The sequence below is a fragment of the Ruegeria sp. BB7 genome, from assembly GCF_056539365.1.
Window position 1 is genome coordinate 234,682 of record NZ_JBQFUV010000002.1, and the last position, 24,563, is coordinate 259,244.

34 protein-coding genes and 1 tRNA gene are annotated in these 24,563 nt (G+C 57.6%); 1 reads left to right on the top strand and 34 read right to left on the bottom strand.

Annotated features, from left to right (window positions below; genetic code table 11):
- Positions 1–13: 13 nt before the first annotated feature.
- Positions 14–2,368 carry a TRAP transporter large permease subunit gene (locus tag ACR0D7_RS06225; protein ID WP_480678203.1) on the top strand — a complete coding sequence of 785 codons (2,355 nt, stop codon included), beginning with the start codon at positions 14–16 and terminating at the stop codon, positions 2,366–2,368.
- A 130-nt stretch (positions 2,369–2,498) separates the two neighbouring features.
- Here the strand turns inward: ACR0D7_RS06225 and ACR0D7_RS06230 are convergent, their stop codons facing one another.
- From ACR0D7_RS06230 to ACR0D7_RS06395, 34 genes are all read right to left on the bottom strand, one after another.
- A complete protein-coding gene (locus ACR0D7_RS06230; protein WP_480678204.1) occupies positions 2,499–2,888 on the bottom strand; it encodes a VOC family protein in 390 nt (129 codons plus the stop codon).
- 6 nt (positions 2,889–2,894) lie between these two features.
- Positions 2,895–3,719, bottom strand: coding sequence for an arginyltransferase (locus ACR0D7_RS06235; protein ID WP_480678205.1), 825 nt, complete (start codon positions 3,717–3,719; stop codon positions 2,895–2,897).
- 74 nt (positions 3,720–3,793) lie between these two features.
- Positions 3,794–4,225, bottom strand: coding sequence for an RDD family protein (locus tag ACR0D7_RS06240; protein WP_480678206.1), 432 nt, complete (start codon positions 4,223–4,225; stop codon positions 3,794–3,796).
- A gap of 67 nt (positions 4,226–4,292) precedes the next feature.
- Positions 4,293–4,715: a DUF2852 domain-containing protein gene (locus ACR0D7_RS06245; protein ID WP_480678207.1), complete on the bottom strand. Its 423-nt coding sequence runs from the start codon at positions 4,713–4,715 to the stop codon at positions 4,293–4,295.
- Positions 4,716–5,626: 911 nt separating this feature from the next.
- Entirely contained in the window at positions 5,627–6,445 is an 819-nt protein-coding gene (locus ACR0D7_RS06250; protein WP_480678538.1) for a DNA adenine methylase, read from the bottom strand.
- Positions 6,446–6,582: 137 nt separating this feature from the next.
- Positions 6,583–6,771, bottom strand: a complete 189-nt coding sequence (locus ACR0D7_RS06255) for a hypothetical protein (protein ID WP_480678208.1) — start codon at positions 6,769–6,771, stop codon at positions 6,583–6,585.
- A 3-nt stretch (positions 6,772–6,774) separates the two neighbouring features.
- On the bottom strand, positions 6,775–7,173 hold the full coding sequence (locus tag ACR0D7_RS06260) for a hypothetical protein (RefSeq protein WP_480678209.1): 399 nt from the start codon (positions 7,171–7,173) through the stop codon (positions 6,775–6,777).
- Positions 7,174–7,185: 12 nt separating this feature from the next.
- Entirely contained in the window at positions 7,186–7,518 is a 333-nt protein-coding gene (locus ACR0D7_RS06265; protein WP_480678210.1) for a hypothetical protein, read from the bottom strand.
- A 12-nt stretch (positions 7,519–7,530) separates the two neighbouring features.
- Positions 7,531–7,728, bottom strand: a complete 198-nt coding sequence (locus ACR0D7_RS06270; RefSeq protein WP_480678211.1) for a hypothetical protein — start codon at positions 7,726–7,728, stop codon at positions 7,531–7,533.
- 10 nt (positions 7,729–7,738) lie between these two features.
- On the bottom strand, positions 7,739–7,948 hold the full coding sequence (locus tag ACR0D7_RS06275) for a hypothetical protein (RefSeq protein WP_480678212.1): 210 nt from the start codon (positions 7,946–7,948) through the stop codon (positions 7,739–7,741).
- Positions 7,945–8,928: a phage late control D family protein gene (locus tag ACR0D7_RS06280; protein ID WP_480678213.1), complete on the bottom strand. Its 984-nt coding sequence runs from the start codon at positions 8,926–8,928 to the stop codon at positions 7,945–7,947. Before ACR0D7_RS06280 ends, ACR0D7_RS06275 begins: the two co-directional genes overlap by 4 nt.
- A 3-nt stretch (positions 8,929–8,931) precedes the next feature.
- On the bottom strand, positions 8,932–9,135 hold the full coding sequence (locus ACR0D7_RS06285; protein WP_480678214.1) for a tail protein X: 204 nt from the start codon (positions 9,133–9,135) through the stop codon (positions 8,932–8,934).
- On the bottom strand, positions 9,132–9,560 hold the full coding sequence (locus ACR0D7_RS06290; RefSeq protein WP_480678215.1) for a phage tail protein: 429 nt from the start codon (positions 9,558–9,560) through the stop codon (positions 9,132–9,134). The genes ACR0D7_RS06285 and ACR0D7_RS06290 overlap by 4 nt, the downstream gene beginning before the upstream one ends.
- Positions 9,560–11,881, bottom strand: coding sequence for a phage tail tape measure protein (locus ACR0D7_RS06295; RefSeq protein WP_480678216.1), 2,322 nt, complete (start codon positions 11,879–11,881; stop codon positions 9,560–9,562). The genes ACR0D7_RS06290 and ACR0D7_RS06295 overlap by 1 nt, the downstream gene beginning before the upstream one ends.
- On the bottom strand, positions 11,868–12,008 hold the full coding sequence (locus ACR0D7_RS06300; RefSeq protein WP_480678217.1) for a GpE family phage tail protein: 141 nt from the start codon (positions 12,006–12,008) through the stop codon (positions 11,868–11,870). Before ACR0D7_RS06300 ends, ACR0D7_RS06295 begins: the two co-directional genes overlap by 14 nt.
- Before the next feature lie 26 nt (positions 12,009–12,034).
- Positions 12,035–12,334: a phage tail assembly protein gene (locus ACR0D7_RS06305; RefSeq protein WP_480678218.1), complete on the bottom strand. Its 300-nt coding sequence runs from the start codon at positions 12,332–12,334 to the stop codon at positions 12,035–12,037.
- Positions 12,335–12,405: 71 nt separating this feature from the next.
- Positions 12,406–12,903, bottom strand: coding sequence for a phage major tail tube protein (locus ACR0D7_RS06310; protein WP_480678219.1), 498 nt, complete (start codon positions 12,901–12,903; stop codon positions 12,406–12,408).
- An 83-nt stretch (positions 12,904–12,986) separates the two neighbouring features.
- On the bottom strand, positions 12,987–14,171 hold the full coding sequence (locus ACR0D7_RS06315; protein WP_480678220.1) for a phage tail sheath subtilisin-like domain-containing protein: 1,185 nt from the start codon (positions 14,169–14,171) through the stop codon (positions 12,987–12,989).
- 34 nt (positions 14,172–14,205) lie between these two features.
- Positions 14,206–14,787 (bottom strand): hypothetical protein, encoded by a 582-nt coding sequence (locus ACR0D7_RS06320; protein WP_480678221.1) that lies wholly within the window; start codon positions 14,785–14,787, stop codon positions 14,206–14,208.
- Positions 14,787–15,446, bottom strand: coding sequence for a hypothetical protein (locus tag ACR0D7_RS06325; RefSeq protein ID WP_480678223.1), 660 nt, complete (start codon positions 15,444–15,446; stop codon positions 14,787–14,789). Before ACR0D7_RS06325 ends, ACR0D7_RS06320 begins: the two co-directional genes overlap by 1 nt.
- Positions 15,446–16,015, bottom strand: coding sequence for a phage tail protein I (locus ACR0D7_RS06330; RefSeq protein ID WP_480678224.1), 570 nt, complete (start codon positions 16,013–16,015; stop codon positions 15,446–15,448). Before ACR0D7_RS06330 ends, ACR0D7_RS06325 begins: the two co-directional genes overlap by 1 nt.
- The gene (locus tag ACR0D7_RS06335; protein WP_480678225.1) at positions 16,008–16,916 is read right to left on the bottom strand and encodes a baseplate assembly protein; all 909 of its coding nucleotides are present in this window, start codon (positions 16,914–16,916) and stop codon (positions 16,008–16,010) included. Before ACR0D7_RS06335 ends, ACR0D7_RS06330 begins: the two co-directional genes overlap by 8 nt.
- Positions 16,913–17,245, bottom strand: a complete 333-nt coding sequence (locus ACR0D7_RS06340) for a GPW/gp25 family protein (protein WP_480678226.1) — start codon at positions 17,243–17,245, stop codon at positions 16,913–16,915. The genes ACR0D7_RS06335 and ACR0D7_RS06340 overlap by 4 nt, the downstream gene beginning before the upstream one ends.
- A gap of 5 nt (positions 17,246–17,250) precedes the next feature.
- Positions 17,251–17,496: a hypothetical protein gene (locus ACR0D7_RS06345; protein WP_480678227.1), complete on the bottom strand. Its 246-nt coding sequence runs from the start codon at positions 17,494–17,496 to the stop codon at positions 17,251–17,253.
- Positions 17,493–17,984 carry a phage baseplate assembly protein V gene (locus ACR0D7_RS06350; protein ID WP_480678228.1) on the bottom strand — a complete coding sequence of 164 codons (492 nt, stop codon included), beginning with the start codon at positions 17,982–17,984 and terminating at the stop codon, positions 17,493–17,495. The genes ACR0D7_RS06345 and ACR0D7_RS06350 overlap by 4 nt, the downstream gene beginning before the upstream one ends.
- Before the next feature lie 3 nt (positions 17,985–17,987).
- Positions 17,988–18,506 carry a hypothetical protein gene (locus ACR0D7_RS06355; RefSeq protein WP_480678229.1) on the bottom strand — a complete coding sequence of 173 codons (519 nt, stop codon included), beginning with the start codon at positions 18,504–18,506 and terminating at the stop codon, positions 17,988–17,990.
- Positions 18,503–18,949, bottom strand: coding sequence for a phage virion morphogenesis protein (locus ACR0D7_RS06360; protein ID WP_480678230.1), 447 nt, complete (start codon positions 18,947–18,949; stop codon positions 18,503–18,505). The genes ACR0D7_RS06355 and ACR0D7_RS06360 overlap by 4 nt, the downstream gene beginning before the upstream one ends.
- Before the next feature lie 3 nt (positions 18,950–18,952).
- Positions 18,953–19,396: a gp436 family protein gene (locus tag ACR0D7_RS06365; protein ID WP_480678231.1), complete on the bottom strand. Its 444-nt coding sequence runs from the start codon at positions 19,394–19,396 to the stop codon at positions 18,953–18,955.
- 184 nt (positions 19,397–19,580) lie between these two features.
- Positions 19,581–19,967: a hypothetical protein gene (locus ACR0D7_RS06370; protein WP_480678232.1), complete on the bottom strand. Its 387-nt coding sequence runs from the start codon at positions 19,965–19,967 to the stop codon at positions 19,581–19,583.
- Between the two features lie 42 nt (positions 19,968–20,009).
- Positions 20,010–20,084, bottom strand: a tRNA-Met gene (locus ACR0D7_RS06375).
- A gap of 7 nt (positions 20,085–20,091) precedes the next feature.
- On the bottom strand, positions 20,092–21,003 hold the full coding sequence (locus ACR0D7_RS06380) for a Mu-like prophage major head subunit gpT family protein (protein ID WP_480678233.1): 912 nt from the start codon (positions 21,001–21,003) through the stop codon (positions 20,092–20,094).
- 6 nt (positions 21,004–21,009) lie between these two features.
- Entirely contained in the window at positions 21,010–21,993 is a 984-nt protein-coding gene (locus ACR0D7_RS06385; RefSeq protein ID WP_480678234.1) for a phage protease, read from the bottom strand.
- Positions 21,994–22,218: 225 nt separating this feature from the next.
- Entirely contained in the window at positions 22,219–23,136 is a 918-nt protein-coding gene (locus ACR0D7_RS06390) for a hypothetical protein (RefSeq protein ID WP_480678235.1), read from the bottom strand.
- Between the two features lie 78 nt (positions 23,137–23,214).
- Complete coding sequence (locus ACR0D7_RS06395) at positions 23,215–24,423, bottom strand: phage head morphogenesis protein (RefSeq protein WP_480678236.1); 1,209 nt, start codon at positions 24,421–24,423, stop codon at positions 23,215–23,217.
- Between the last annotated feature and the right edge of the window lie 140 nt (positions 24,424–24,563).

Here is a 24,563-nt window from a genome sequence, read left to right on the forward strand (position 1 = left end):
GGAGACCCAGACAATGCTATTCGGACTTGATGGCGTCGAGATAGGCCTCATTATCGTATTCTTCTGCCTTTTCGGAGGCATCCTTTCCGGCTTTCCGGTGGCATTTGCCATCGGTGGGGCCGGTATCATCTCATTCGGGATCATCGCGGCGTTGGACAGTGCCGGGTTGCTGGTGCATCAGGCAATTGATTCAGGCTCGCAAGCCTATCGAGATCTGGTGAATTCGGGGGTCAAACCGGATGTGATATCCGTATTTCGATACCCGGACTTACCAACTATTGGCGAACCAGTCTTCCCGTCTGGCTGGGAAACTGCGCTGGATCGAAACGTTTCGTTCATCGTAAACCGCATCAACGAACGTGTTCTTGCTGGGCAATCCATCGAGACCCTGCTGGCCGTGCTGATGTTCGTCTTGATGGGGATCACGCTGGAACGCTCGAAAATCGCGAACGATCTGCTGACTACAATGGCGCGTGTCTTTGGGCCTCTGCCTGGCGGTCTGGCCGTTTCGATCGTGGTCGTGGGTGCGTTTCTGGCGGCATCGACCGGGATTGTGGGCGCGACAGTTGTGACCATGGGCCTGTTGGCGCTGCCGACTATGTTGCGAAACAACTACTCGCCCGAGCTGGCGACCGGGGTGATTGCGGCCTCGGGGACGTTGGGGCAGATCATTCCGCCCTCTATCGTGATCGTTCTGCTGGGTACACTGGCCGGTGATTTGTATTCGACTGCGCAAGAGACCCGCGCGATCGAGGCCGGGTGTTCCGACGCGCTGACCTATCTGGGTGAGCCTGCTGTGGTCTCCGTCGGCACTCTTTTCCAGGCAGCTCTGCTGCCGGGGATCATGCTGGCCTTGCTCTATGCACTTTATGCCTTTGGCTATGCGCTGATGAACCCCGAGAAAGCCCCAGCCGTTGAAATGGGTGGCGGTGGCGGTGAGCCGATCACCCGGTCAGAAGGTCTCACATGGCTTCTGGGGGCTCCGGTCGCTCTGATAGTTGGTGCAGTCCTGCTTGGAAGCGCCGGCATGATCGGTAGCCAGAACATCACCGTTTCGGCCTTTTCCGACATTGGTGAGGGAGCGTCGCTGCGCACCAATGTTTCGGAAGAGTGCAAGGTTTCAATGATCGAATTGCATGGTCAGTCGGCCTGGGATCAGGCCGTGGCTGAACAGCAGGCATTGGATGAAGCCGGTGGTGTTTCCCAGTCGCAGCGTCTGACCGAAGAAGAGCTGGCTGCTGCGCAGGAAGCCAAGATCGCGGCCGCAGCACCGATCGGAACAGGCGTTGCTGTCATCGTTGTGCTGCTGGGTCTGACCTTGTTGTTCGGTCGCGGTATTGCACCATCGAAGTCGACGCAACCGCTGATAGTAGGCGCCATCGGTCTATTGCTGATGTTGCTGGTGGATGTGCTGCTGATTGCGCCGACAACCTCATCGGGGACGGCTTTCCTGATACTGGCGATACCGTTTGCTCTGGCGATTTATGGCTGCAAGTTCGCAGCTGAACGCTGTGCCACCAATGATTTGATCCGCGTGGTCTTTCCGCCGCTGGTTCTGATCATCGCGGTTCTGGGTTCGATCCTTGGCGGTATTACCAACCCGACACCAGCTGCGGCGCTGGGCGCGGGTGGCGCGATCATGCTGGCGGCCTATCGCAAGCTGCAGGACCAGGGGCGATCGGGCAAGGTGATCATCTGGTCGACTCTCGCTGTCATCATCTGCATGCTGATGGGCATAAATTTCGACCTGCGCATAAACCAAGGCAATGTATCTGTCGAAAGCTGGATCGCTTTCATCTTCGCCTATGCTGCCTATCTTTATGCGCTTTTCGGTCTGATCTTTGCCTGTTGGGTGCTGTTTTCCAGCGGTGTTCTGACGCCGGTGGTTCGCGAGACGGCCAAGGTGACGTCGATGGTTTTCACAATCCTGATCGGGTCGCAGTTGTTGAACCTGGTGGTGATCTCTTTCGGAGGCGAGCACTATATTCAGCAGTTTCTGCGTAGTTTCGACAACGAGTTTACGGTTTTCCTGATCGTCATGCTGGTGTTGTTCATTCTGGGATTTGTGCTGGATTTCCTTGAGATCATTTACATCGTGATCCCCATCGTCGGGCCGGTGATCTATGGTGGGTCTTTCGATCCCAAATGGGTGACGATCATGGTGGCTGTGAACCTGCAGACCTCGTTCCTGACCCCGCCTTTCGGTTTTGCGCTTTTCTATCTAAGGGGCGTGGCACCAAAGGAGGTGACGACCGGGCATATCTATCGTGGAATCGTTCCGTTTGTGATCATTCAGGTGGTGGGGATCGCGATCCTGTGGTTCTTCCCGTCAATTGTGACAATTGTGCCTGATCTGATGCCCAATTGATTAATCAGCGATCTAGTTGAAAAGGGGGCCGGCTGGCCCCCTTTGCTTTGCTGTTTGGCAGAAGGGGCCAGCCCCTTCTTGGCCTTTGGCCAATTCATCCCCGAGATATAGAGGCCGGATGAAGCGCGGATCAGGTGAATTGGATCAAATCCCAGCGATTGCCGAATGGGTCGTGCCAAACGGCTACTGAGCCGTAGGGTTCGTGCCTTGGTTCTTCTTCGAAGTAGACGCCTTTGTCGCGCATAGCGGTGTGGTCGCGTTCGAAGTTATCGGTTTGCAGAAAGAAGCCCACGCGACCTCCGGTTTGGTTGCCGACGGCGGCGATTTGGTTGGGACCTTCGGCCTTTGCCAGCAGCATTGAGGCACCTTCAGACCCCGGAGGGGTGACCAGGACCCAGCGTTTGACTCCGCCTAAATCGATGTCCTTTGTCAATGTGAAGTTGAGCGTTTGGGTGTAGAAGGCGATGGCGACATCGTAATCCGGCACCACAAGGGTGACCGCATGGAGGCTCTGGCGCATGGTTGATTAGCCCTTGGTGGGGTGGCGGTCGGGCAACTGTATGCTGGCGACCTGCTCGGCAATCGGAGCGGTCGACAGGGGGTGATGATTACCGTCCGCTAGTTCAGAGGGGTTTTTGATACGTTTCCAGTCGCCCTGAATATAGGCTTCAAGCCCCGAAAAACGGGCCTTGTAGCCCATCTTGGGGCTGCCCGGCACCCAGTAGCCAAGATAGACATAGGGCAGACCAGCCTCGCGTGCGATGTCGATATGATCGAGGATCATGTATGTCCCCAGAGAGTTTTGCGGCAGATCCGGATCGAAGAATGAGTAGACCATGCTCAACCCGTCATCCAAAACATCTGTCAGGCTGACGGCGATTAGCTCTCGGGTTTCGGGGTTGGCATATTCGACCACTCGGCTGCGGATGGGGGTCTCCTCGATCATTGCGGCGAATTCGAAGACGTCCATATCGGCCATGCCGCCATCGGCGTGGCGCGTATCCAGATAACGACGGAACAGCTCGTATTGTTCATCTGTTGCCCAAGGTGAGTTCGCCCTACGTTGCAGGTAGCTGTTTCGCTTGGCCGTTCGCTTTTGGCTTTTGCTGGGGCGAAAGGCCGACACGTCGATACGTGCAGACAGGCAAGCGGCACAGTCGGTACAGGATGGACGGTAGAGTACGTTCTGAGACCGGCGAAACCCTTGTTGTGACAGAGAGTTGTTCAGCTGATCGGCGCCTTCGCCCTGTAAGGCTGTGAACAACTTACGCTCCATCCTGCCCTCAAGGTAAGGGCAGGGCTGGGGTGCAGTCACATAGAATTGCGGCGCAATTGGCAGCGTGTGTCGCATGAACGTCCCGTGTTTCCTGAAACGGGATGATAGCAACGGTTCCCCAAGCCGCCAAGTGATTCACGTGGCTGATTTTATGCCCGCTGATTGATCATGACCGTACCGAGGAATGAGTCTGTCAGGCCCTGACATCGCGCGCTGGTCAGCATCATGATGACCGAGATGATTTGGATTACGAAGAACGCCATGCTGATAAAATATCCGGCAGTGTGCGCCACGGCCTTACCCATATCCATGCGAGAGCCGAAGGCATCCCGCAGTTCAATGCCCATGAAACGCATGCCCAGAGTTGCCGATCCGTTTGCGATTGTGACGACACGGTAGATAAAACTGAAAACGCCGTAGATCAGGGGCAGGAAAAGTAATCCTGCACCAAATGTCAGGAAAACCGGCACGATGCACAGCAGCGAGATAAAAGCGACGTCAAAGAGCCACGCGATAAATCGCTTGGACGCCACTGACTGGTAAAACTCGGGCTGGCTGTCTGGATCGGGCAGATAAGTCATGTCGTAAATTCCGGATATTTTTCGTAAAATCACCCTGTCCCGAATGGCGGGACAGGGCAAGATCGGATCAGGCGCGTTCGCCGTTTTCAGCTTCGTCTTGGTTTTCGCGGGTACGTTCGTCCATGAACTGATCGAACTCGGCCTTGTCCTTGGCGTCGCGCAGGCGGCGCAGGAAGGCTTCGAAATCCTGCTGTTCACGCTCCAGCCGCGCCAGCGTGTCGGCCTTATAGGCGTCAAAGGCGCTGTTGCCCGAAGGTTTCATGGCGCTCATGTGATTGTGCCAGGTTTTGCGACGGCTGCAGGATTTGCTGAACATGCGTTTGCTCCAGATCATATAGGCCAAAAGGGCCAGGCCCACGGGCCAGAAGAAGATGAAACCAAGGACCATGACTGCGATCCAGGCACCCTTGCCCTTGTCGTCAAGCCAGGTCTCGATACGGCGCAGCCATCCCGGATTTTCGGGGACAGCGGTTTCGGAAAGTGCAGTCATGTTGGGTCTCCGGGTTTGATGTAAATCGTTTTCACATTGATTAGATGGGGAGTGCGCAGGTGGTTGCAAGGGGGTGATGTAAAAAAGATTTACATTGGATGCGTCCCTCAACTTTGGTTGACGTCCCCAAGGGAACCAAGCAATTTGCAGAAATGTGTAGCGCGCCACGATTTCTTTCAAAGTTTGTCACGGTTGTTTGCAGCAACTCGTTTTTCGCCAAATTGGGCCTAGTAGCGCGTTGTTGGTAATTCCGGTCGGGTAGGGAGTTTGTCGGGGGCTGGTACGTTGTTTGCTTCCATCCATTCCTTGATCCGAAGCCAACGATCCTGCGGTGCAGGCGTAAAACGATAGCTATCCAGCTCTGCCATTGTTCTTTTCAATTCAGCGAACCATTGGACCTTCAGGCGCAACTTATGGGTCTTTGCCCAGGCACGGACGGCGGACTCCCAGTCCTTCGCATCGCGCGTAAGTATCTCGCATTCGAGGTCGTAAGGGATACTGTTGGGCCAGACAGACATGTTTGCAGTAACCGCCTTTCAGGGAACAAAAGTGTTTAAGCCGGGTCCGATGCAGCAGATTCAACGGATGCTTTAAACGGTATATGGGGCAGGTTTACACACCGGCTAAACACATCGTCTTTAAATTCCTCAGCGGTCATTTCGACACCCTGAGCTGTCCGATAACCCTCAATGTAACCGAAGGCTGAACCTAGGTATGCCATGCCGGAAACAGGGGAGGATAACCCGGTCTTGTCAAAAGGGTTGTCTACGCGATGGATAACATCGGCGCACGTCGCCTGAGACAGCCAGGCATGTGGGGGCGGGTCTCCGGCTGAAGCGTATGTTGCCATCAGAGAGAGAGTCAGTGCAGCCGATGTTACCAGTTTCATTAAAAAGGGTTCCTTCGTGTAATCAGTCGAGTTTGAAATTCGAGATCAGCAGCTCGGCGCGCTGGCCTCGTCCTCCCGTGACCTTACTGACCGTGTAAGTCGTGGCAACCTGCCTTTGATTGAACGCGCTGAAAATGTCGCGGATCTCGGGCACGTCATTGATCGACATCAGGAAGCGCCCTTTGATCCCGCTGAGCTGCTCGGCCATCTGCGTGAAGTCATCCCGGCCGAACATGTCCTTGCCGTAATCCTTCTCGCAGCCCCAATAGGGCGGATCGAGATAGAACAGAGTTTCACCGCCGTCATAGCGTCGAATGAACTCGGCGTAATCCAGACATTCGATCACAACGCCGGATAGCCGGGTGTGCAGATCCTCGAGCATGGGTTCTAACGTACTCAGATTGAATCGACCGGGCCGTTCTTTGGACACTCCGAAGTTGCGGCCGCTGACCTTTCCACCAAACGCGGTGCGCTGCAGATACAAGAAGCGTGCGGCGCGCTCGAGGTCGGTCAGGGTTTCCGGGTTGGTATCGACCAGGCGGTTGAATTCGGCGCGTGTGGTCAGTTGAAAGCGCAGCACTTCCAGAAACTGCGGGTAGTGGCGCTGAAGGATGCGGAACAGGTTGCTGACATCGCGGCCAAAATCATTGATCACCTCGGTGCGCGGGCGCATCGATCGGCGCAGGAAAACGCCGCCCATTCCGACGAAAGGTTCGGCGTATGTGCGATGCGAGGTCTTGTCCAGAATGGCTGTGATAGTCTTTGCCAGATTGCGCTTGCCGCCCAGCCATGGGGCAACAGGCAACACTGGGTCAGCGGGGGTCAGTTTGGGTCTTTCCATCATAGGTAGAATCATGCCTTTGTGCCGCCACCCTGATCAGGGGTAGGGAGCGGCCTTAAGCTAACGCGGGTCGGCGGGGATTGGTTTGGCGATCAGCCCCGTGTTGCAGAGCGTTGGCGCGCTCTGTGACCTCCCCTTCAGGAGGATTTCGCGCGGACCATGCAGTCCTTGGCTTCCAGCAGTTTGCGCAGACCGGCCGACTTTTCCGGGCCGTCAGGAAGCGATTGATCCATGTCCCATGCGAGTTTGGCGAAAGGTCTGATGACTTCGCCGATCTGGGGCGGCTCTGCCCGGTAGTCGAAGAACTTGAGGATTGGGTGTGGCATTGATCAGCCCTCCTGCATCTCAAGCAGAACCTGTTCAAGCGTGGCGTAGCAGTCGCGGTACTCAAATGAACCAAACTGCCCGCCGATCCGCACGGCGATGTAGAAGGCGATCGACAGGACGAGCGCGGTCGGGATTGTGATCAGCGCCAAGGGCCAGCGCTGCGACAGGGCGTCTTTCGACATGGCGGTGAAGAACTTCCAATCGCAGCGGGCGCGATCCCAACGGTCGCCGCCGACAACATAGCCGAAGTCGTGGTGCCGCCAGCTTGCGTCCTTGAAGAACCAACTTGCGGTTTCCGTGACCAGTTTCCGCATCCAGTCCGGCATCCAGTAAGGGCCGACGCCATTGCCGAAGCTCTGTTTCTGTTCTTCGATCAGGTCGTCAAAGCTGGGGCGCTTCATGGTTAGGCTTCCTTAGTTGTACTTGTTCATTGAAAAATCGGTGCGCGCCTTGCCCGTGCTAAATTCATCCGCAAAGAACGGCTCGCGCAACTTGTCGAGCGCTTTTGGAAGGTCTCCCAGCGCCGACTGTGTGCCCATGTCCAGCGCGCTCACAATCACCAGCAAAGCCTGGCGATCTACCACGATTTGATCCGGGGTTATCTCTACTGTCTTGGCGTCCATGCCCTGACGTTCCCGATTGCAAGGCACTCGGTCGACGCTGCCACAATCGTTGTGCATTCTGGGGCCGTTACTAGTCATCGGAAGCCCGTCTTTCGGGTGAATGTCTAAGTAATCATCTGCCATGCCGGGTTCCCTTTAATAGTAGCCGCTCGCGGCCTGTTTGTTTGCGAGTTCGATCACGTCCTGAAACGTGTGGATGTCAGCCGATTGCATAAGATCATCGCGCATATCAGTGAGTATCTGTCGCTGGATTCTTGTAAGGCCCTCCAGCTCCAGAACTGCAGTCAGTGCGTCAATGTTGTCCTGCAGGTTAAACAAGGCTGGATGGGTCATCGCGTCTTCCTTACCTTAGTTCGCTGATAAGCCACTTTTCAGCAGCGATTTGGGCGGCTTCGATATCTCCGGTTCCGGTGCGAAAGATCACGTCCTTATCCCGGCATAAAAGCCACTCGTCCTCTTCCCAATTCATGTTGAGCTGCACCGGACCTTGCGGGGGGTGTGCCTCGTACCAATCCGGCTCCATGATGTTCATCTTGACCCAGTCCAAGCTCATGCCGCTGCCCCTTTTTCGTTGTCGCGTTCCGCTTCAAAGCGGGTGGTCAGAGTTCCGGCCAGTTCGTGCGTCACACGCTTGACCAGCCATTCGCCTTCCAGCTCGGGGTTCACACCGCGCAGATCGACCTTGGCTTCGGCCATCAGATCGCCCCGGAATCCGGCGAGGGTGACGTTGACGGATGCAGATCCGCGTTCAGATCGATCGAGGGCGGATTGCGCCGCGCGGCGGGCTTCCTCGGCCGAGGACTGGCGGTGGCGCAAAACCAGCTCGGGTTTCTTGTCGCCAACCGTTTCCCTGTGGACCGTGGCCGAACCCAACTCGGCCCACTCGGCCGTCACGCTGCCGTAACGACCGCGCCCCTTGAGAATGAATGTGCCGCGCTGGATGTCAGACAGGTGAAAGCTGAATGTGGGCAGGTCGCTGCCATCGGCGCTTTTAGCCTCGCCACGCTTGACAAAGACCAGGGCACCGCCTGCCGGTTTGGCGGTCGCGTCCAGATCAAGCGCGATCCGGGTCAGGAAGTTCAGATCGCTTTCCGAGGTTTGTGCCAGGTACTCAAATGCCTTGTTCTTCAGGCTGTCGCTGATGACTGGCGTCAAGCCATTTTCGACCGCGATCTTATTGACAATGCCACTGACGGTCGCGTTGGGCCAATCGCGGGTTTTCCTGGCGCGGATGTCGCCAAGCATATCGGCCGCCTTGGCGTCGATCGTGATTGTCGCAGGGTCGAAGTTGCCCGACAGCTCATCGACAACAAACCGGCCCATCGCCACGAGGTTGCCCTCGAAGCCCATGGCGATCTGAAGCGCCGCGCCAGCCTGGGGTAGGGCGACAAGAAAGTCGCGGTTATCGACGGTGATCTGGGCGGTGTCGGACTTGGAGCCAGCTTCGTCCGTGATCGTGATCCGGATCGAGCGGTCCTGAAAGGCTTGGGTGACATCGATGCCGTCAGCGAGGATGCGAAAATCGACTTCCACGGATCACCCCCACAGCCGGATCGGGGTGCGCACCAGCTCCTGCTGAACGACGGGCAGGGTGATCACCAGCCCCTTGGGCAGGATCGGACCCATCGCGGCCAGACCGGGGTTCGCGCCATAGACCACAACGGCGTAATCCTCGCGCCCGTAGTGGGCCTTGCAAATTGCGTCTACCATGTCGCCGTCGATTGTGCGGTAGGTGGTCATAGCAGCCCCCCAATTAGTCCCGGCAGATCAGGCGCGTCCCGCCCGTAGGATTTCAGTGATAGTGAGAACTCGATTTGGCGCGGAGCCCCGTCCGCCATGAAGAACCCCTTGCGCTCCTCGATCCCAACGATCACCCAGCGCTGCCAGACCCATCCCAACCCGTCGACCAGCATCAAGGGTGTTCTGAGATCGGCCTGAACCCGCATCAGATCGACCTGTCGCAGGCCACCTTTAAAGTGGGGGTAAATGACCCCTTCAATGGTGATCTGCTGGGCGCTTTTGCCGGAATACTGCAAGGCGGCCTCGCGGCCAATCCGGTTGACCTCGGTCCAGCGATAGCCAGAGCTGCGTGACAGTTTCTGGTAAGCGTCGTTCGACATTCCAAACCGGAACGCGCCGAGCGCCATCATGACCCCACCAAACATCAGTAATACACTCCGTCGTGCAGATCCGCGTCGCGCGCCCGATCGCGGCGTTCAATCTCTTCGCGTACCAGGCGCGCAATCGTGGCCTCATCTGTGCCGGGCGGCGGCGCGATCGAGATGTGGAACGTGTCACCCTGGCGTCCAGTCGCGCGACCGGCCGACAGGGCCGAGATAGCAGGGCGACTGTCGATCAAGCTCGACAACTCGCCGGTGTTGGGCGCGGCGGCAGCGACCGATCCGGCAAGCGCCGAGGCAGCGACAGCCGCCTTCAGGGCGCGGGTGGGAAGGATAGATCCGGACACGCCAGGCACAAACAACTCCGTGCCTCGCTCGCCAACAACGTAGGGCATGCCTGCGCGCACAGCTCCGCCACTGTCCCGACCGGGCAGGGCGGTGTTGGTATCGTCGCCACCAACCCAATTCTGCAGATCACTCAGCCATTGCGGCTTGAGCGCGGCCAGCCGGTCACCGATCGAGCTGACAAGTTGGTCGATCAGGGACATCATGCCGTCCCATAGCGACTGCATCCAACTGACGCCGGTGTCCCAAAGGCTGAATTCGTTGAAGCTGGCGATGATTTGCTCGGGAACTCCGACCAGTTCCAAAAGATAGCCGATCAGACCCTGCGCGCCTTCGATCATCAGCCGCCAAGGATTGAATTCGGCCAGAGCAGCCAGAACACCCTTCAGCAACCCTTCATCGAAGGCGGCTCGGACGACCTCGATCTTGTCGGTTACATAGGTGACGATCTGATCCCAATTGTCAAAGACGACATAGGCCAAGGCGGCGACTGCCGCGATGATGATGCCGATCGGGTTGGCCAGCGCGACGAGCCCCATGCGGATCAGTGATTTTGTGATCAGACCGACACCAGCGATCAGCCATTTAATAGGCCCGGCCGCGACCCATGCCAGTACACCACCAAACTTCGGCAGGGCGATCAGCAACCAGCTACCGGCGCGGATCAGGTGCAGGATCGGTCCCATCATGGTTGTAAAGGCAAACGCCGCTGCCAGCGCGCCAAGTTTCAAAGCTAGCAACCCACCCGCCAGTTTGAACAGCAGGCCGATTAGTTCGGGATGCGCCTGCGCCCAATCTGTAAACATGCTGATGTACGGGGCGACCGTTGCCATCAGCTCGTTAAGCTGAGGCAGGATAACCGTTCCAATAACTACAGACAGCCCTTTAAGGTATTCCAGAAACTGCTGTCTCTGGGCGTGGGTCGTGGCTGCCTGGCGTTGATACTCGGCTTCCATCAGGCCAACCAACTGAGACGCATCTGCCGTCTTCAGGAGCGCTTCGCGCAGCATTTCCGTATTGTCGACCAGCGGCGTGATCGCGCCTTTGGCTTCCTCGCCGAACAGATCGCCGATCAGTGAGCTGCGGCGATAGGGTTCAATGTCCTTAAAGGCATCCAGCACGGACAGGAGCGCCTCGCTGGCGTCCTCCTGCATCAGTTTGGACGTGGCTTCCGCATCCAACCCCAGCTCTTTCCAGACAGCTTGCTGGCGTTTGGTCGCGCTTTCGCCTCGGGTCAGGGCGTTGGTGAAGTTCTTCAGCCCGGTTGCGGCGATCTCAGGCGGTGCCCCTGCCGCCAGCAGAGTGGCGCTGAGAGCGGCTATTTCATCAGTTGCCAGACCGGCCGTTTTGGCGACCACACCCTGCCGGTTTATTACCTGAAGAATGTCAGCTTCATTGGTGGCCATGGTGTTGCCCAGAACATTGACCGCATCCCCCAACAGCATCGCCTGCTCGTGCGACAAGCCAAGGTTCTGGCGCCACCTAGCCAAGGTCTCGCCCGACTCATCGGCCGATATCCCGAAGGCGATCGCCATCTTGCTTGCATCAGCCGCAAACTTCAGCAACTCGGCGCGTTTTTGCGCGTCGGGCAGGTTCTGATCCACAACGCCCATCCGGCCCGCTGCGGCAACAATGTCAGTGATCCCATCGGCCGTTGCGCCGATCAGGTCAGATGTCACCAGCTCGCGGATATCGTTGGCCAGCAGTTGAAAGCCGTTTTCATCCTGGAACTCGACAACCTTGGAAACCTCGGCCAACCGCTTTTCGGCCTGAATTGCGGGTTCGGTCAGGGCCAGCAGACTACCGCCCAGGGCAATGACGCTGAGCGCCTCACCCTGAAGGGCCTGCTGCCGCGCCCGGTTGGCTTCAAGCTGACGGTTAGACCAGTCCACGCCAGACCGGCCAACGCGCGCCGAAACCTCTCCGATCTGGTCCAACGATCCCAGAACCGAACGCGCAGGTTTGGTGACCTGGTCAACCAGTTTCAGGATCATTGCTATGTTCAGATCACCGACCGCCATTACCAGCTCCAGAGGGTTCAACTTCTGCCCGAACTCGGGCCTTTTCACGCCAGCTTGCCAGTTCCTCGATCGACATTTTGTCCATCACGTCTGGCGTCCAGTGGAAGATCGAGGCGATGTCCGCCATCGCATCTTCCACCTCTTCAGGCAGCTTTAGTCCGGCATCTGCAATTGACCGGAGCCCGTGAAAAAAACTACGGTCTGCCCCGCCAGTTTCGTAAAGTCCTCAGAATCGATCTCGGCTGACAACTGAACCTCGGACAGAGACGGCTGAGAAATGCGCGGCAGCAGTTTGAACATTGTCGAGACGTCCATCTGCAGGATGTTCACCATATTAAGCCCGCGCAGTTCGCCCGCCTTGGGTTTGCGCAGGGTGATCTCAGTGACTTTAGCGCCATCGATCTCGATCGGGTTGGAAAGGGTCACCGTCGTGGTTTTTGTGGATTTGGTCATTGTGCAGCTCCGGTTTAAACAGGTTTTGAAGGGGTGTTTCAGGGCGGGTTGAGCCGCCCTGATCTAGGGCGTCAGAAGCCCATGGCCCTGCGCAATTCGGCCAGTTGATCGACACCGCCGATCACGCGCTTGGCTGCTTCGACATCGATCTCGAACAGCTCGGTACCGTTTTGCAGCATGCGAAAGTAGTCGACTTCCAGTTTCAGCTTCATCGGGACGTCTGAGCCGGGCTTCAGGTCCGCGAAGTTGACCATGGACCAACGGCCACCAAGCGTTGCGACAAAGCTGTCAGCCGAGAAGTCATGTTCGCCCATGGCACCGGGGCGCAGGACCATGCGCCGACGGGTGCCAAACATGGTGATCAGCTCGGGTGGCCATTCCGCCAGGGTGACCTCGGCCTTCATGGCTTCCATGCCCATGTCGAGCGCCATCGGCGCGTCCATACCGCCGCCGCGATGGTTTGCCAGCAATAGGGCCAGCTCGGGCAGTTTGCCTTCGGAAGCGCGGCCAGCGTAGCTGACCCCGTCAATGAAGGCGTTGAAGTTCCGAATAGTGCGGGGGTACTGCATTTCGTCAGTTCCTTTTTTTCGGGGGCCGCGATCAGCAGTACGGCCATGGTTTCTGATAGTTCTCGCGATGCGCGGCCAGGGCCTTATGCGGCCTGATTGGCCTGTGCGATTACTTCGTCGTAGTAAGAGCCGTTGCGATGGGCGCGGAAGATCAGGTGTTCCAGCGGCGCGGGCGGTTCAAAGTCGAAGTCCAGGTACAGTTTCCCGGCTTTCAGCGTGGCTTCGGTGTTCAGTTCGGGGTCCAGCCAGCAGTTAAAGCCCAGCAGTGCACCCTGATTGACCAGCCCCTGACCAAACGCCTGAACGCTGTCGCGGATGTCCTGGAACAACTGCGCGGACATGGGGCGGTCCATGGCCCAGAGCAGCGCATTTTCGATGCTTTCGTAGATGATGTCGGCCGTGCGCCGTACCGACAGGAACGCCCATTGCGGATCAATGCCCGCGCCCCGGTTGCCCCACAGGCGGAAACCATTGCGGCGCACGATGGTGGCGACGTCGGCTTCGTTCATCCGGTTAGCCTCGGTCTCGGTTGAGCTGAGGTGGAAGCTGACCGGACGCGACGTGCCCGAGATCCCGTTGATCACCTGGTTGGACGGCGACCACCAGAAGCCTTTTTCAATGTCTCGCTTGGCGATCAAACCGGCGACATAAGCCGAAGCCGGGCGGGTCACGTAGCTTGCCGAGACGGTATCAAAGACCAGCACGGACGGGTCCACGATGAACAGACGATCCGAACCCCATTTCTGACGCTCGGTTTTGGCGTCGGTTTCGTTGGTGTTGGGACCATCGGAAACGACGGATGCGCGGATCTTGTCGGCCACGGCGATCAGGTTGGTGACAACCGGACTGGCCGGATCAGCCGCCGCGGTGGATGTAAAGCCGGGTGCGCACAAGATCCGCGGTACAAGATCCAGCACCGACGCTGATGTTTCCAGCGCCCAGACGCCGGTCTGCGCGGTTGGGTCACCTACCACATTGGCAAGTGTCGCGGCGGCATCTGCACCTTCGGCAACCCGGATCATGACTGCCACGATCGCACCTTGTGCATAGAGTGCCTCATAGGCGTCTTTCAGGGTGCCGTTGTCGCCCAGCTCAGCGGCCTTACGCGGGCCTTCGATCAGCAATGGGGTGTCCAGTGGGAATGTCGCGTCGTCAGCATCAGGGGCGGTGCCGACAATGCCGATAACCGAACTTTTGACAGTACGAATGGGACGAATGCCGTCATCAATCTGGATGACTTCGACCCCGTGAAGAAACTGCTCAGGCATTTTTGATCTCCTTTACCTGCGATTGCGATCCGCTTCAGGCGGTCGTGATGTTGATCCCGAGCCCCTCGGCCAGCGCGATTGCCTGGGATTTTCCGTTTTCGAGAATAGTTTCGTATTCGAATGGGTCTGTTGCGGCCTCTAGATCATCATCCAGTTTCACACGCAGGCCCGTGGCTTGGCCGATTACAGCTTCATAGGCATCTGCCTTGGCCACAATCTTTGCGGCAACCTCGGCATCAGTGCGGCCAGAGGTCAGCGCCTCGTTGGCGATCAGAGCGTTTTGATCCGGACGCGCGGTTCCGGCGATGAAAGCCCGTGCAGCTTCAGCCTTTGACGGCCAACTGTCGCGTTCGAATTGCGGCACCAATCCTGTGATTTTTGTCAGGAGCTCATCAATCCACGCGACCATCGCAGCACGGGCGATTTTCAATGTTGGATAGGTCGGCTCATCTTGGCCCGGCACCCACTTTCTTTCAGTCACATCCCAGACGGTGCCAGGTCCCGGCTTAGTCGGTACTTCAACCGTACCAACTGGATAGTTTGCGAGAACACGATCAGGCACATCGCCTGTTGTCTGCCAATAACCGCGATCCGCGTGATAGAAGCCTCGTTCCATTAGCTTATCTCCACCCATCTTTGTAGTGTGCCACTGGTTTTGTAATACCAGCCGTCAGGCACGAGCAGCGTCGTGCCGTGGTTAGAAAGCACCACCATTGACGTGAACGAAACGCCGTCAGGTGAAAGCTGCGCATTGCCCGTTGAACCCGAAATATCAATGATTGCGAAGATCGTGCGGCCAGAGGTGTTTTGATAAACCGTCCCAGACGATCGACTGCCAGTCACATCCTGCAATGTCTGCCCAACACCTATCGGCAATTCAACGCCAAGATTTGTCCGCGCAACGTCAGTGTCGGTCAGTTCTGAGAGGTTATTGTCGGCGGACATTTTGCCTGTGAGCTGTGCTGTCACTGTAGCGGCGAAATCCTCATCATCGGCCAATGCCGACGCGAGTTCATTTAGTGTATCTAACGCGGCAGGTGCACCACCTATCAGGTCATTGATTGCTGTGGCTAAATCATCCGTTGTGGCATAACCAGCGACAATCAAGTCAATTTGGGCTTTGAGCCATGCGGTTCTGTTTGCGAGCTGCTGGGCAGCAACGTTGCTTAGCCCTAGGGCTTGCGCGAGATCAGGAGGCCCGCCCAACACAGGGTCGGTCATTTCCAACTGGTAAATGCCCAGCTCATAGTTCGGGTTTTCGACCAGATTTGCCATCATGCAACTCCATGCGTGAACTGCCCGTCATACGTGATGCGGGCGTCGTGAATATTCAGGGCTTCGGTGAAGTCGAGCGACTTCAGGTGGCAGCGCGCGGGGGCGACGTTTGCAAGGATCGCGCGCACCTGCGCGGCCTGTTCGATTGTGATCGGGCGCGTCAGAATCACGCGATATTCGGCCCAATGATCGGGTTCCGAATAAGTGATCGATCCGTCATAAGAATATGTTCCATCGTGGAACTCCCAGCCGTAACGCTCGACGACCTGTGCCTCACCGTATCCAGCCGCCACCAAGGCCGATTTGACCGCGCCGATTGTTCCATTGCGGCGATGCACCGAAACGGACGATATGATCGTGTTTCGCTTGCTGTCGTCAGACCAATTCACATCCCATTCGTCGACCGACATTGCCCAGGCCAGATAGGCCAGCAGCTCTGGCGGGCAGGAAACGGGGTCCATCAGCGTTGAGATCGGTGCCAGTTCGGGGTCACCTAGTCTGATTGCGCACTCAAGCGCGCCTTCGGTCGGGGTGTGGTTCGGGGGCAGGATTGAGACGGGATCAGACATCGCGCCCTCCGACCGTGACGACCAGGCTGTCGGATGCGCAGTAAGCGGCCTGTGTGGGATCGACCTCGATGTCGGCGGCGGGCTTGGTCAGTTCAACATTCTGAACGCCGGGTTGATGCAGCGCTGCAAAAAGACCAGACCGCTTGATGTCGTGACCAAGGCGGTGCTTCTCTTCGATAAAGCTGTCCAATGCCGCCTCGGCCGCTGCCAGAACCTCGGCTTCGCCGGGACCTTCATAGAGGGTCAGGACGGCTTCTACCTCGTAGGGTAGGATCGTTGCGCTTTGGACGGTGACGATGTCGCACAATGGGCGCACGTCTTCGTCGTTCAAAGCCGTTTGAACGGTGTTTAAAAGGTCGTTTGATGCCGCGCCATCACCTTCCAGGGACAACACTGTAACCTGTATGTCGCCGGGTGTAGGGCTGATAACTGCTACATCCTTCACGAGGCCGGAGGCGGTCAAGGCCCAGAACACATAAGACCCGCGCGGCCCTGCTGTTGTGTGACCTTCCAGTGAAAGCTGAACGCGACGACGCAGAGCTTCGTCCGACTCGAGGATCTCGGGGATCGGCGGCTGGACAGTGTCGTCGGCCTGCTGAACGATCAGCCTTTCCACGCCCCAGAACGCAGCCAACTGATCAAGTTCAGCGCCGGTTGCCTGAGCCATCAGCAAGCCCTTGGCCCGGTCGTTGAATTCCAGATGATCGAGCATCCGAAAGTAAGCGCACACACGCAGCACTTTGGTCGCAGGTTCGCTTTCCAGATCCAGAAACGGGGCCAGTGCTGGCATTTCCTCAATGGCCTTGGCCTTCATTTCGGACAACAGTGCATCGTAATCGACCGTCTTGATGACGTTCGGAGCTGGCAGTCTGCTCAGATCAATTGCGCTGAAACCGCTCATGCCGCACCTCCGCTGGTTAGGTCGATCGGCATCGGGATCACATTGCCATTGGCATCTGTCAGTTCGAATTCGGCGTAGCCCGGCCCGGCATTGACCAGGCTAATCCGCGCCAGATCAATGCGCGGCTCCCACAAATCCAGCGCCTCGGCCGTCGCCTGATAGGCGTCGATCATGGTCTCGCCGTTCAGTGGTTGGTCGATGATGTCAGGCAGATCTGAACCATAGTCGCGCAGCATCACCAACGAGCCTTTTGGCGTCGTCAGAATGTCGTGGATCGACTGGGCCAGATGCGCGCCGCCTTCAAGCGACCGGCCGGTATGCCTGTTCATGCCGCTCATTTGCTGGCGCTGCTCCGCTTGGATTTCTCGGATTTGGCTTTGGCGGCCAGCCCGGAGGATTTAACGGTTGGGTCATCCAGCGAACCGACCAGTTGAACGTCGGGTTCGGCTTCAGAGGCCAACATGAGGTTCGCTTCGTACTTCGCTTGGATTGCCGTCATCTCGACCGGCTCGCCTTCCTTGCGGTACTTGCCCGCGACCCAGCCATCAGCTTTCACGGTGTAGCTTTGTTTCTCGCTCATTGGTTCGGCTTTCCTGTGTTGTCCGGGCCAGAGGCAACGGAGTGGTGGGTGTGGTCTTGCAGGCTGACGGTACCCCCGGTCACGTTGCCTTGGGCGATCACATCACTTGCGGTTTCCACGTTCCCAGTGACTTTCACATCGCCGGTCACTTCCAGCGTTCCGTCGATGATCATTTTACCGCCAGCCAGATTGATCATCGGCACCGCACCGTCCGAACTGGGCGCGTTGCCTGCGTAGATCGAGGCGACGATGACGCCCTGAGCGATGTCGCCGCCCTGGCATGCGACCAGAACCTGTTCACCCGAGCTGGGCATCCACCAAAACTGGATGCCGCCCGCACGCATTTGACCGACTGGAAGTGCCGGCGATTTCAGATCCCCGAAACTGACAACGGCGGTGGCGGTGCCAGCATCGACCGAAACAACCCGGCCAACGCGGATCAGGTTGGCAATGCGGCGATCGGCTTCTGCGGCTTCAAACGATGACATCGATCAGCCCCCCACTTGTTCATGGTTGCCGTCGCCCTGGGCAACGTACAGATCAACGCCCAGCGGCGACTGCGCAGGTTCAAAGAAACTGATCGGTTGGTTCCATGTGACAGCCCAAAGCGAGGCACCGTGATCCCTGGTCTTTGCCGAAACCAGCGTGTGCATATTCACGTCGCGGGCTTGCCCGATCCCGTCCAATCCCCAGTTCTTGTCCGGTACCGTGGAAAGGATTACCTGACAGATATTGGCGGCAGCGATGTCGCGGGGTGTTCCCAGCCCGTCCTTGGTCACAACAAAGGCTGACATCTGCAGAAGGAAGGACTTTGCACCGCCCGCAAAGGATGTGTCTTGTTTGGCCCCCAGAACCGAGACCAAAAGGCTGGGCGATGGCAGTCCGGATTTCTTCAGCTCGTCCAGCGAGAATTTGCCCGCGTGCGGCTTGCACGTCTTCAGCGCGGGCATCAGTGGTTCCAGCGTGTCGCAGACGGTCTGCGGTAAATCGGATAGCAGGGTAGCGCTCATTTCAGCAACTCCTCAACCCGACCAATGACCAGATCACGCAGATCCAGCTCGTCTTCGTCCGAAACGCCCAGATATGGGCGGGCAGGGACACCGCTGCCGATTTCTTCACCGCCGATCTGGTGATGGGCCGCGTAAACAAGATTGGAGCCTACGTGGATCTCGGTGCCGGTAGAAAAACTTGAAATGCTGTCGTTCAGATCACCTTCTTCGACCAACAGCGAATGAACACCGTGATTGCGGGTCGCGTCATACTCGTCCGACCAAGGCACCCACGGGGTTCCATCAGGCGCTTCCTTGGTTTCGAAACGACCACGGGTCGAGCTTTCGAGGATCGCGGCCGCGTCGCCGGTCAGCTCGGCCAGATGAAAGCCGCCCAACGCGGCGATTTTGCCGATCGACTCTTCTAGCCCGGTCGTAGTCAGTGTGGTGGTAACGCCCGCCATCGATCACAGTCCCTGCAGCTTTTCACGAGTGAACTCTCGCGCGGGTCCACCTGAAACGATCGGGCGTGGTCTTGGCGCGGCGGTGTTCTCTCCGGTTGCGGGGTCAACAGGACCAGGCAGGTTAAGCGAGGCGGTGCCTTTGGCGATGCCCTTTAGGCTGCTGATCGTATCTGTATAGCGGGTGCGAATTTCTTCCGTCAGGACGTCTCGGCCGAGTGCCAGGCGGTAGACGGCAATGTCCACACAGAACTGAACGAGAAGTGGCGGCACCTCGGGAAGTGGCAAGGCGTGACGTGCACCAACGTGGCTATCGATTTCGCTTGTGGCTAGCTCCAATGCCCGCGTGATCGCGTCGGCATCTGGTACGCCGTCGTTGTCCCGGTCGGCGACATAAAGCGCGTCCTGAGAGTAAAGCGTGACGATGTCGTCTTGCGTGGCGTAGGCCATTGGGCGGGTCTCTCTTTAAGGTGCCCGATCAACAGTGCTGCCAAACTGCTGATCGGGCTGTTACCGATGCGGAGAAGACCTGGGGGATCGACTTGCGTCGCATCGGATCAGAATTCGTCCAGGCCGCCCCGCCGCTGCAGCCCGGTAATTGTTCGCGCCAGTCGGCGGGCGCGGGTGGTATTCGTTACTCGTCGGCCTTGGGGGTCTCGAAGCCTTCGTCGATCAGTAGGCCCCAAATCGTGTCGCGTTCGGGTGCCGTGATCTTGGTTTCCAGCTCGTCCGCGAGCAGTGCGTTCAGCGCATCCACTTTCGGTTTTCCATTTTGCTGGAAATCGTCTGGTGTTAGCGACTTGATCGCCTCGGCAATCCGGTCAGTCCGGGCATCTGCCTGCGCGGTGTCTTCATCGCTGGCTTCCTTCACGCGCAGCTTCGCCTCGCTGGTTATGCGTTTCCACTGCTCTTCGGTGAATTCGGCGGCATCGACCAGGACGCCTTCCTTGGTCCAGTGACGACCGCAACGCCAGAAACCTTGGGCAACAGTTGCGGCAACGATGAACATACGGCCTGACATGGGGCCTCTCCTTTGTCGTTTCGTGTTTCGGTTTGGTGTGCCTGGTTGCGGGGGCGGGACTTGAACCCGCGACCTCCAGCTTATGAGGCTGGCGAGCTACCGCTGCTCTACCCCGCGATAAGGCTTAGGCGGCCCAGTCGCTGTCCAGGACCTCGACCGCGTTGTAGTTGGAGTTCGACGCGCCGCCGTCGCCCAACATGACCTTGACGGTCTTGTTCGCAGCCGAACGGAGTTTCGGACCAACAACCAGCAGGTTCGGCTTGATGCCAAGCGGACGGCCGTTGCTGTCCAGCAAGCTACGCATCGCTTCGATGGCGGCATCCAGATTGTCACCGTTCAGTGCCGCGTTCGAGGCATAGGCCATCTGCCACAGGCCGAAGCCGACATTGCATCGGCAGTCCACGCCGTACACGAACCGTTTGTTGTTGAAGACGTCGTCCGACGTGTTCGGGTTTGTTTTGGCGATGAACTCAGGTTTTTTGCGTTCCTGATAGATCAGCGGCTTCAGTGGCCGGGTCGTGTCCAGCAGATACCACCACGGATCGGTGACCAAACCTGATGCATCCACGTTCGAAACCGTGATTGCATTGCCGTCCTTGTCAAAGGAAGGGTGGTCAGTGTCGAAGAAATACTGGCCGTCATAGCAGACCTCTGTCGTACCACTTGCCAGCAGTCCAAAGGTGAGATCGTCAGGCTGTTGACCGGCGCTCTGACCCATTTCCTGAAACAGGGGCGTGTAGATCCCGAGGTTGTCATCCTCGATGTCGTTGCGGTCGACGCTCACCGTGGCTTCGAAATCCTTGTTGGTGATCGTGTAACCGTGGGCTTCCATGTCTTTAAGGACACGGGCACCGACCCATTCCCGCATTTTTGGGAATTTACCCAGCCAGCCGTAAGTCTCCGATTTCGACATTGAATTGATGACGGTTGCCACCTTGGTGAAATCCGCCTCGGGACGCGTTGCCGTAAAAGCGTCCTGAAAGTTCTTTTTAAAGCCCACTTGAAGGGCGGCAACCGATGCTGCTGTGACGATCATGGCGGTTTACTCCTTCGCCTCTTCGGCCTTGGCGGCGGCGAAATCCTCTTGGGACATGCCGAGGGCGCGGCAAGCTGCCACTTCCTCATCCGACAGGGCGGTTTTGTTTTTTGCCGTCGGGTCTTTGCCATCCAGTTCGGACTTGTCGGCAATGACAGGGCTGGCCTCGACCATCGCTGTGAAGCGTTCCAGGCCACCTTCTTCCTGGCAGGCGGCGACGTGATAGTCGCGGCTGGCCGGAGCGATCTTGCCCGCCTCGATCGCAGCGTCGACGGCGGTGTTAATCGCCTCTTCTTGCCGTTCGGTTTCGGACTCTTCGAAGCCCTTCACCTTGTTCATCGCCAGATCGTAGTCTGCGCGCGGCACGAACTTTTCGGGGTCGGGCGTTTCGGCTCGGTTTAGCGCCGTCTGCTCATTGGTCTTGAGCGTGTTGATCGCCTGAAGAACATCCAGATCGGATGCCGCTCCGGGCAGGCCAAGGGCCTCAAGGATCGCCTTGTTCATTGCAGGCTCCTCTTCAGCGCCGCCGTCTTCTTCCGAATTCAGGGCGGCAAGTTGCAGGTTGGGTTGATTGGTCAGACCGGCCGAGACCATTCTTGTGATCTCGCTTGTGGCCTTCTTGAATTTGAAGACTGGGCTTACATAGCGGTATCCTTTCGAGGCGATCGCGTTGCGGCCTTCCTCGCCCCAATCCACCTGACCCCAGATCGCTCCGTCGCGAACCTCGAGCGCTTTGATCCACCCGACGGCAAGCGCGGCTTCACCTTTCGCGCCCTTCAGTTGGGTGGCGTGTTCGAAGTCCACTGGCAGATCGGCCCCGTTAGTATTGAAGGCGGTAACAACCGCTTCAGGATCGGAGACAGACCACTTGCGCCCGTCGCGGCCTTCGATGTTCGAACCGGACGGGGTGAGCTGTATCCAGGCAGGAACAGCTTCACCTTCAGCGTTAAGTGCCAGGGCGATGGTTTGGATGGAGTTGGTCAGCTTCATGGGGGCAATTTGCCCTGCCTGCTGACGGGTTGGTGCCCTGACAACTGTCGGGGTCAGTATTTTGGCGATTTAGGGGATTTGGCCTTTGCCGCTCAGCGGCCCGCACAGCAACGAAACTGACTGAACGCTATCCCGCGCCGCGAATTACCGCAAGGGCCGTGCTGACCCCTTTAAATGGTGTTTAACGTCGAAGAGAGCAGAGCAGTCAGCCTTCAAACTTTCAGATCAGCACGAAGTAGGCTCAGACAGCGCGCCATAGCGTAGAAAAAGTTTGTTTCCTGAATCGTGCAAAATTACAAAATCGCCCGACTTTTGCTCGTAAAACAGCTCACCGGTAAATACAGGGAAAATGGGTACCAGGTTGCACGAACCGGAGGGATCAGAAAGCACCAGTGGATCAGATGCCATAAGTGCTATCTGTCTTGAAGCTCCAATCACAAAAACCATGATCAGCATTGTTTTGGACAGTTCGTTCCAGCGAGAAGCGAACATTGTACTATTGGGCCTGAAACTAGCTCGAGTTCTGTAGGCTAGGAAAATCGGTATGGGGAGGACTACAACAGCTACTACGTAAACGAAGTTTTTGAACGTAGGCAGCTCGATCTGCTCTTTGGTAAAAAAGAGCCCAGCTGGGCCCAGCACCGAGTACATCAAGAAAAGCGCTCCGAATACTATCTGTATCGCAACCACACGTTTGTCACTGAGCCCCAAACTCATCAGCTTCCAAGTGAGCTTGCGCAGATATCTCTTTTTAACTTCCGAGTTTCCTCCGTCAGGGAATTTACGCGAAAACCGTATGGCACCGGAAAGTCGTTGGACCAATGCGACCAGCGGCGACAACATAAAAGCGGACACATGGAAGGCAGCATAGCTAATTGCGATTAGTGCTGTCATATTTCCAGCAAGAAACAAAAGTGTTGTTTCGTCTACAAGGCTCCAAATGTCCCACGGCAGTACGGCCAAAGTCCCCAGTGAAAACATTGCAAAAGCGCCGAGCCAAATTTTCACAGCGCCCAGCAAAACTTTGACTACATCCTTCTTATTAGGATGCCTGATGATCTTTTGAAGCTTATCAAGTTCAGAAGCCAATGAGCTTGCAGCACGGGAAACCGCATCTAGTATCGGTTGAATTTTAGCAATCATTTCGTTATCCTGCTCGTGCACGTGAGCCTAGGGAAGCCGGTCTTGAGCCGAGAGGGAATTTCCGCCCCTCCACGTGCTTTATTCTCTTATTTGTTCGACGCTGCGACTTCTAAGGAGTTTCCGCCATTTCGCAAGTGTCGTTCGATGGAATGTGCTGAGGAATATCTCATCTCCTGCCATCGTGCGCTTCAGCACCAATCGCCAGCGTTTGTCCTGACCACTTTCAACAATCAGGCTCTCTGTCCCGTTGGGTGACACTTCATGCGCAACCGAGCCACGCTCGAGCATGTCAGCAACACGCACGTATTCCTCGGCTGTGGCTTCGCCATGCTTCAGGCGACCCTTGGCAGCGGTGTAGTCCGAAAACTGCACGACCCGTGTTCGCGCACCAATCAGATCCGCAAGTTCCTGCGGCAGCATGGCAACCGGCACCGATCCGGTAGCTGTACCTTCGTGGATACGACGCAGCCGCCAACTGGACGCCATGTCGCGGGCAGCAACGCGGGCGATGTCGGGGTCGGTGCCGTCAAGCGCGTCGGCCAGAAACCGTTCCATCTGGCGCTGTCGGAATTGGCCGGGGTTGCCTTCCCAGCCGGGATCGATGCCGGAAGGGATGCGTTTGACCTCGCCGGTGCGCGTGTTCATCACCTCACGCATCGGGATCTCCGGACGTTCCGAGATCCCATGGTCTTCGGCCTCGCGTTTGGTGATCTGGCGCACATGGCATTTGCAGTTCCAGCCGTTAGGCGGATACCAGGTCTGCCAGAACGGATCATCAACCGGCAGGACCAGACCGGCCTTTGCCTGGTGGTGCGGCCGGTGGCGCTCACTCGGCCCCAACAGGTAGAGCAAATAGGGCAGGGCGCGCTTGGAACGCTGAATGCGGTCCCATTGCCCGGCTGCGCGAGCCGATCGGATATTGGCGCGATAGATCGTCTTCAGGCGGCGCGGGCTTCCCAGTCTAACTGGCCGCACCTCTTTCGTCAGGGGATCAACCTGGTCTTTCACGCCCCACCAACCCAGCTTGCGCAAGCGCGGCTTCAGTTCTTTGGCAAACTGCTCGTAGGGGATGCCCTCATCGGTCGCCTGTTGGATCGCGCCCTGTATCGCTTCCAGGACATCCATGTTCATGGCCTTGGCAACGGTAAAGGCAACCGCGTGTTCCTCGGGCTCTACATCCTGCCAACTGAAGCTGGGGCGCAGCGACTTGTTACGGAAGTAGCTGGACACCTCGGGCGGCGGGCCGGGGTTGAAGGCATAGCCGGGCTTGTCGGTGAACTCATCCATCGGCATTTTCAAACCTTTGTTTAAGGGCTTCTTTCAGTGCCTCTGGGTTCGCAGGTTTGTTGCAACGGTGACAGGTGTAATGATCGACCTGCAAATCACCAAATATACTGGTGGTCTCGACCCATAGGTGAAATCCCAGC

Excerpts from the sequence above, each read along its gene's own strand:
- ACR0D7_RS06225 (WP_480678203.1), top strand. The coding sequence starts at position 14 with ATGCTATTCGGACTTGATGGCGTCGAGATAGGCCTCATTATCGTATTC.
- ACR0D7_RS06230 (WP_480678204.1), bottom strand. The coding sequence starts at position 2,888 with ATGCGCCAGAGCCTCCATGCGGTCACCCTTGTGGTGCCGGATTACGAT.
- ACR0D7_RS06235 (WP_480678205.1), bottom strand. The coding sequence starts at position 3,719 with ATGCGACACACGCTGCCAATTGCGCCGCAATTCTATGTGACTGCACCC.
- ACR0D7_RS06240 (WP_480678206.1), bottom strand. The coding sequence starts at position 4,225 with ATGACTTATCTGCCCGATCCAGACAGCCAGCCCGAGTTTTACCAGTCA.
- ACR0D7_RS06245 (WP_480678207.1), bottom strand. The coding sequence starts at position 4,715 with ATGACTGCACTTTCCGAAACCGCTGTCCCCGAAAATCCGGGATGGCTG.
- ACR0D7_RS06250 (WP_480678538.1), bottom strand. The coding sequence starts at position 6,445 with ATGGAAAGACCCAAACTGACCCCCGCTGACCCAGTGTTGCCTGTTGCC.
- ACR0D7_RS06255 (WP_480678208.1), bottom strand. The coding sequence starts at position 6,771 with ATGCCACACCCAATCCTCAAGTTCTTCGACTACCGGGCAGAGCCGCCC.
- ACR0D7_RS06260 (WP_480678209.1), bottom strand. The coding sequence starts at position 7,173 with ATGAAGCGCCCCAGCTTTGACGACCTGATCGAAGAACAGAAACAGAGC.
- ACR0D7_RS06265 (WP_480678210.1), bottom strand. The coding sequence starts at position 7,518 with ATGGCAGATGATTACTTAGACATTCACCCGAAAGACGGGCTTCCGATG.
- ACR0D7_RS06270 (WP_480678211.1), bottom strand. The coding sequence starts at position 7,728 with ATGACCCATCCAGCCTTGTTTAACCTGCAGGACAACATTGACGCACTG.
- ACR0D7_RS06275 (WP_480678212.1), bottom strand. The coding sequence starts at position 7,948 with ATGAGCTTGGACTGGGTCAAGATGAACATCATGGAGCCGGATTGGTAC.
- ACR0D7_RS06285 (WP_480678214.1), bottom strand. The coding sequence starts at position 9,135 with ATGACCACCTACCGCACAATCGACGGCGACATGGTAGACGCAATTTGC.
- ACR0D7_RS06290 (WP_480678215.1), bottom strand. The coding sequence starts at position 9,560 with ATGTTTGGTGGGGTCATGATGGCGCTCGGCGCGTTCCGGTTTGGAATG.
- ACR0D7_RS06295 (WP_480678216.1), bottom strand. The coding sequence starts at position 11,881 with ATGGCGGTCGGTGATCTGAACATAGCAATGATCCTGAAACTGGTTGAC.
- ACR0D7_RS06300 (WP_480678217.1), bottom strand. The coding sequence starts at position 12,008 with ATGGCGGACATCGCCTCGATCTTCCACTGGACGCCAGACGTGATGGAC.
- ACR0D7_RS06305 (WP_480678218.1), bottom strand. The coding sequence starts at position 12,334 with ATGACCAAATCCACAAAAACCACGACGGTGACCCTTTCCAACCCGATC.
- ACR0D7_RS06310 (WP_480678219.1), bottom strand. The coding sequence starts at position 12,903 with ATGCAGTACCCCCGCACTATTCGGAACTTCAACGCCTTCATTGACGGG.
- ACR0D7_RS06315 (WP_480678220.1), bottom strand. The coding sequence starts at position 14,171 with ATGCCTGAGCAGTTTCTTCACGGGGTCGAAGTCATCCAGATTGATGAC.
- ACR0D7_RS06320 (WP_480678221.1), bottom strand. The coding sequence starts at position 14,787 with ATGGAACGAGGCTTCTATCACGCGGATCGCGGTTATTGGCAGACAACA.
- ACR0D7_RS06325 (WP_480678223.1), bottom strand. The coding sequence starts at position 15,446 with ATGGCAAATCTGGTCGAAAACCCGAACTATGAGCTGGGCATTTACCAG.
- ACR0D7_RS06330 (WP_480678224.1), bottom strand. The coding sequence starts at position 16,015 with ATGTCTGATCCCGTCTCAATCCTGCCCCCGAACCACACCCCGACCGAA.
- ACR0D7_RS06335 (WP_480678225.1), bottom strand. The coding sequence starts at position 16,916 with ATGAGCGGTTTCAGCGCAATTGATCTGAGCAGACTGCCAGCTCCGAAC.
- ACR0D7_RS06340 (WP_480678226.1), bottom strand. The coding sequence starts at position 17,245 with ATGAACAGGCATACCGGCCGGTCGCTTGAAGGCGGCGCGCATCTGGCC.
- ACR0D7_RS06345 (WP_480678227.1), bottom strand. The coding sequence starts at position 17,496 with ATGAGCGAGAAACAAAGCTACACCGTGAAAGCTGATGGCTGGGTCGCG.
- ACR0D7_RS06350 (WP_480678228.1), bottom strand. The coding sequence starts at position 17,984 with ATGTCATCGTTTGAAGCCGCAGAAGCCGATCGCCGCATTGCCAACCTG.
- ACR0D7_RS06355 (WP_480678229.1), bottom strand. The coding sequence starts at position 18,506 with ATGAGCGCTACCCTGCTATCCGATTTACCGCAGACCGTCTGCGACACG.
- ACR0D7_RS06360 (WP_480678230.1), bottom strand. The coding sequence starts at position 18,949 with ATGGCGGGCGTTACCACCACACTGACTACGACCGGGCTAGAAGAGTCG.
- ACR0D7_RS06365 (WP_480678231.1), bottom strand. The coding sequence starts at position 19,396 with ATGGCCTACGCCACGCAAGACGACATCGTCACGCTTTACTCTCAGGAC.
- ACR0D7_RS06370 (WP_480678232.1), bottom strand. The coding sequence starts at position 19,967 with ATGTCAGGCCGTATGTTCATCGTTGCCGCAACTGTTGCCCAAGGTTTC.
- ACR0D7_RS06380 (WP_480678233.1), bottom strand. The coding sequence starts at position 21,003 with ATGATCGTCACAGCAGCATCGGTTGCCGCCCTTCAAGTGGGCTTTAAA.
- ACR0D7_RS06385 (WP_480678234.1), bottom strand. The coding sequence starts at position 21,993 with ATGAAGCTGACCAACTCCATCCAAACCATCGCCCTGGCACTTAACGCT.
- ACR0D7_RS06390 (WP_480678235.1), bottom strand. The coding sequence starts at position 23,136 with ATGATTGCTAAAATTCAACCGATACTAGATGCGGTTTCCCGTGCTGCA.
- ACR0D7_RS06395 (WP_480678236.1), bottom strand. The coding sequence starts at position 24,423 with ATGGATGAGTTCACCGACAAGCCCGGCTATGCCTTCAACCCCGGCCCG.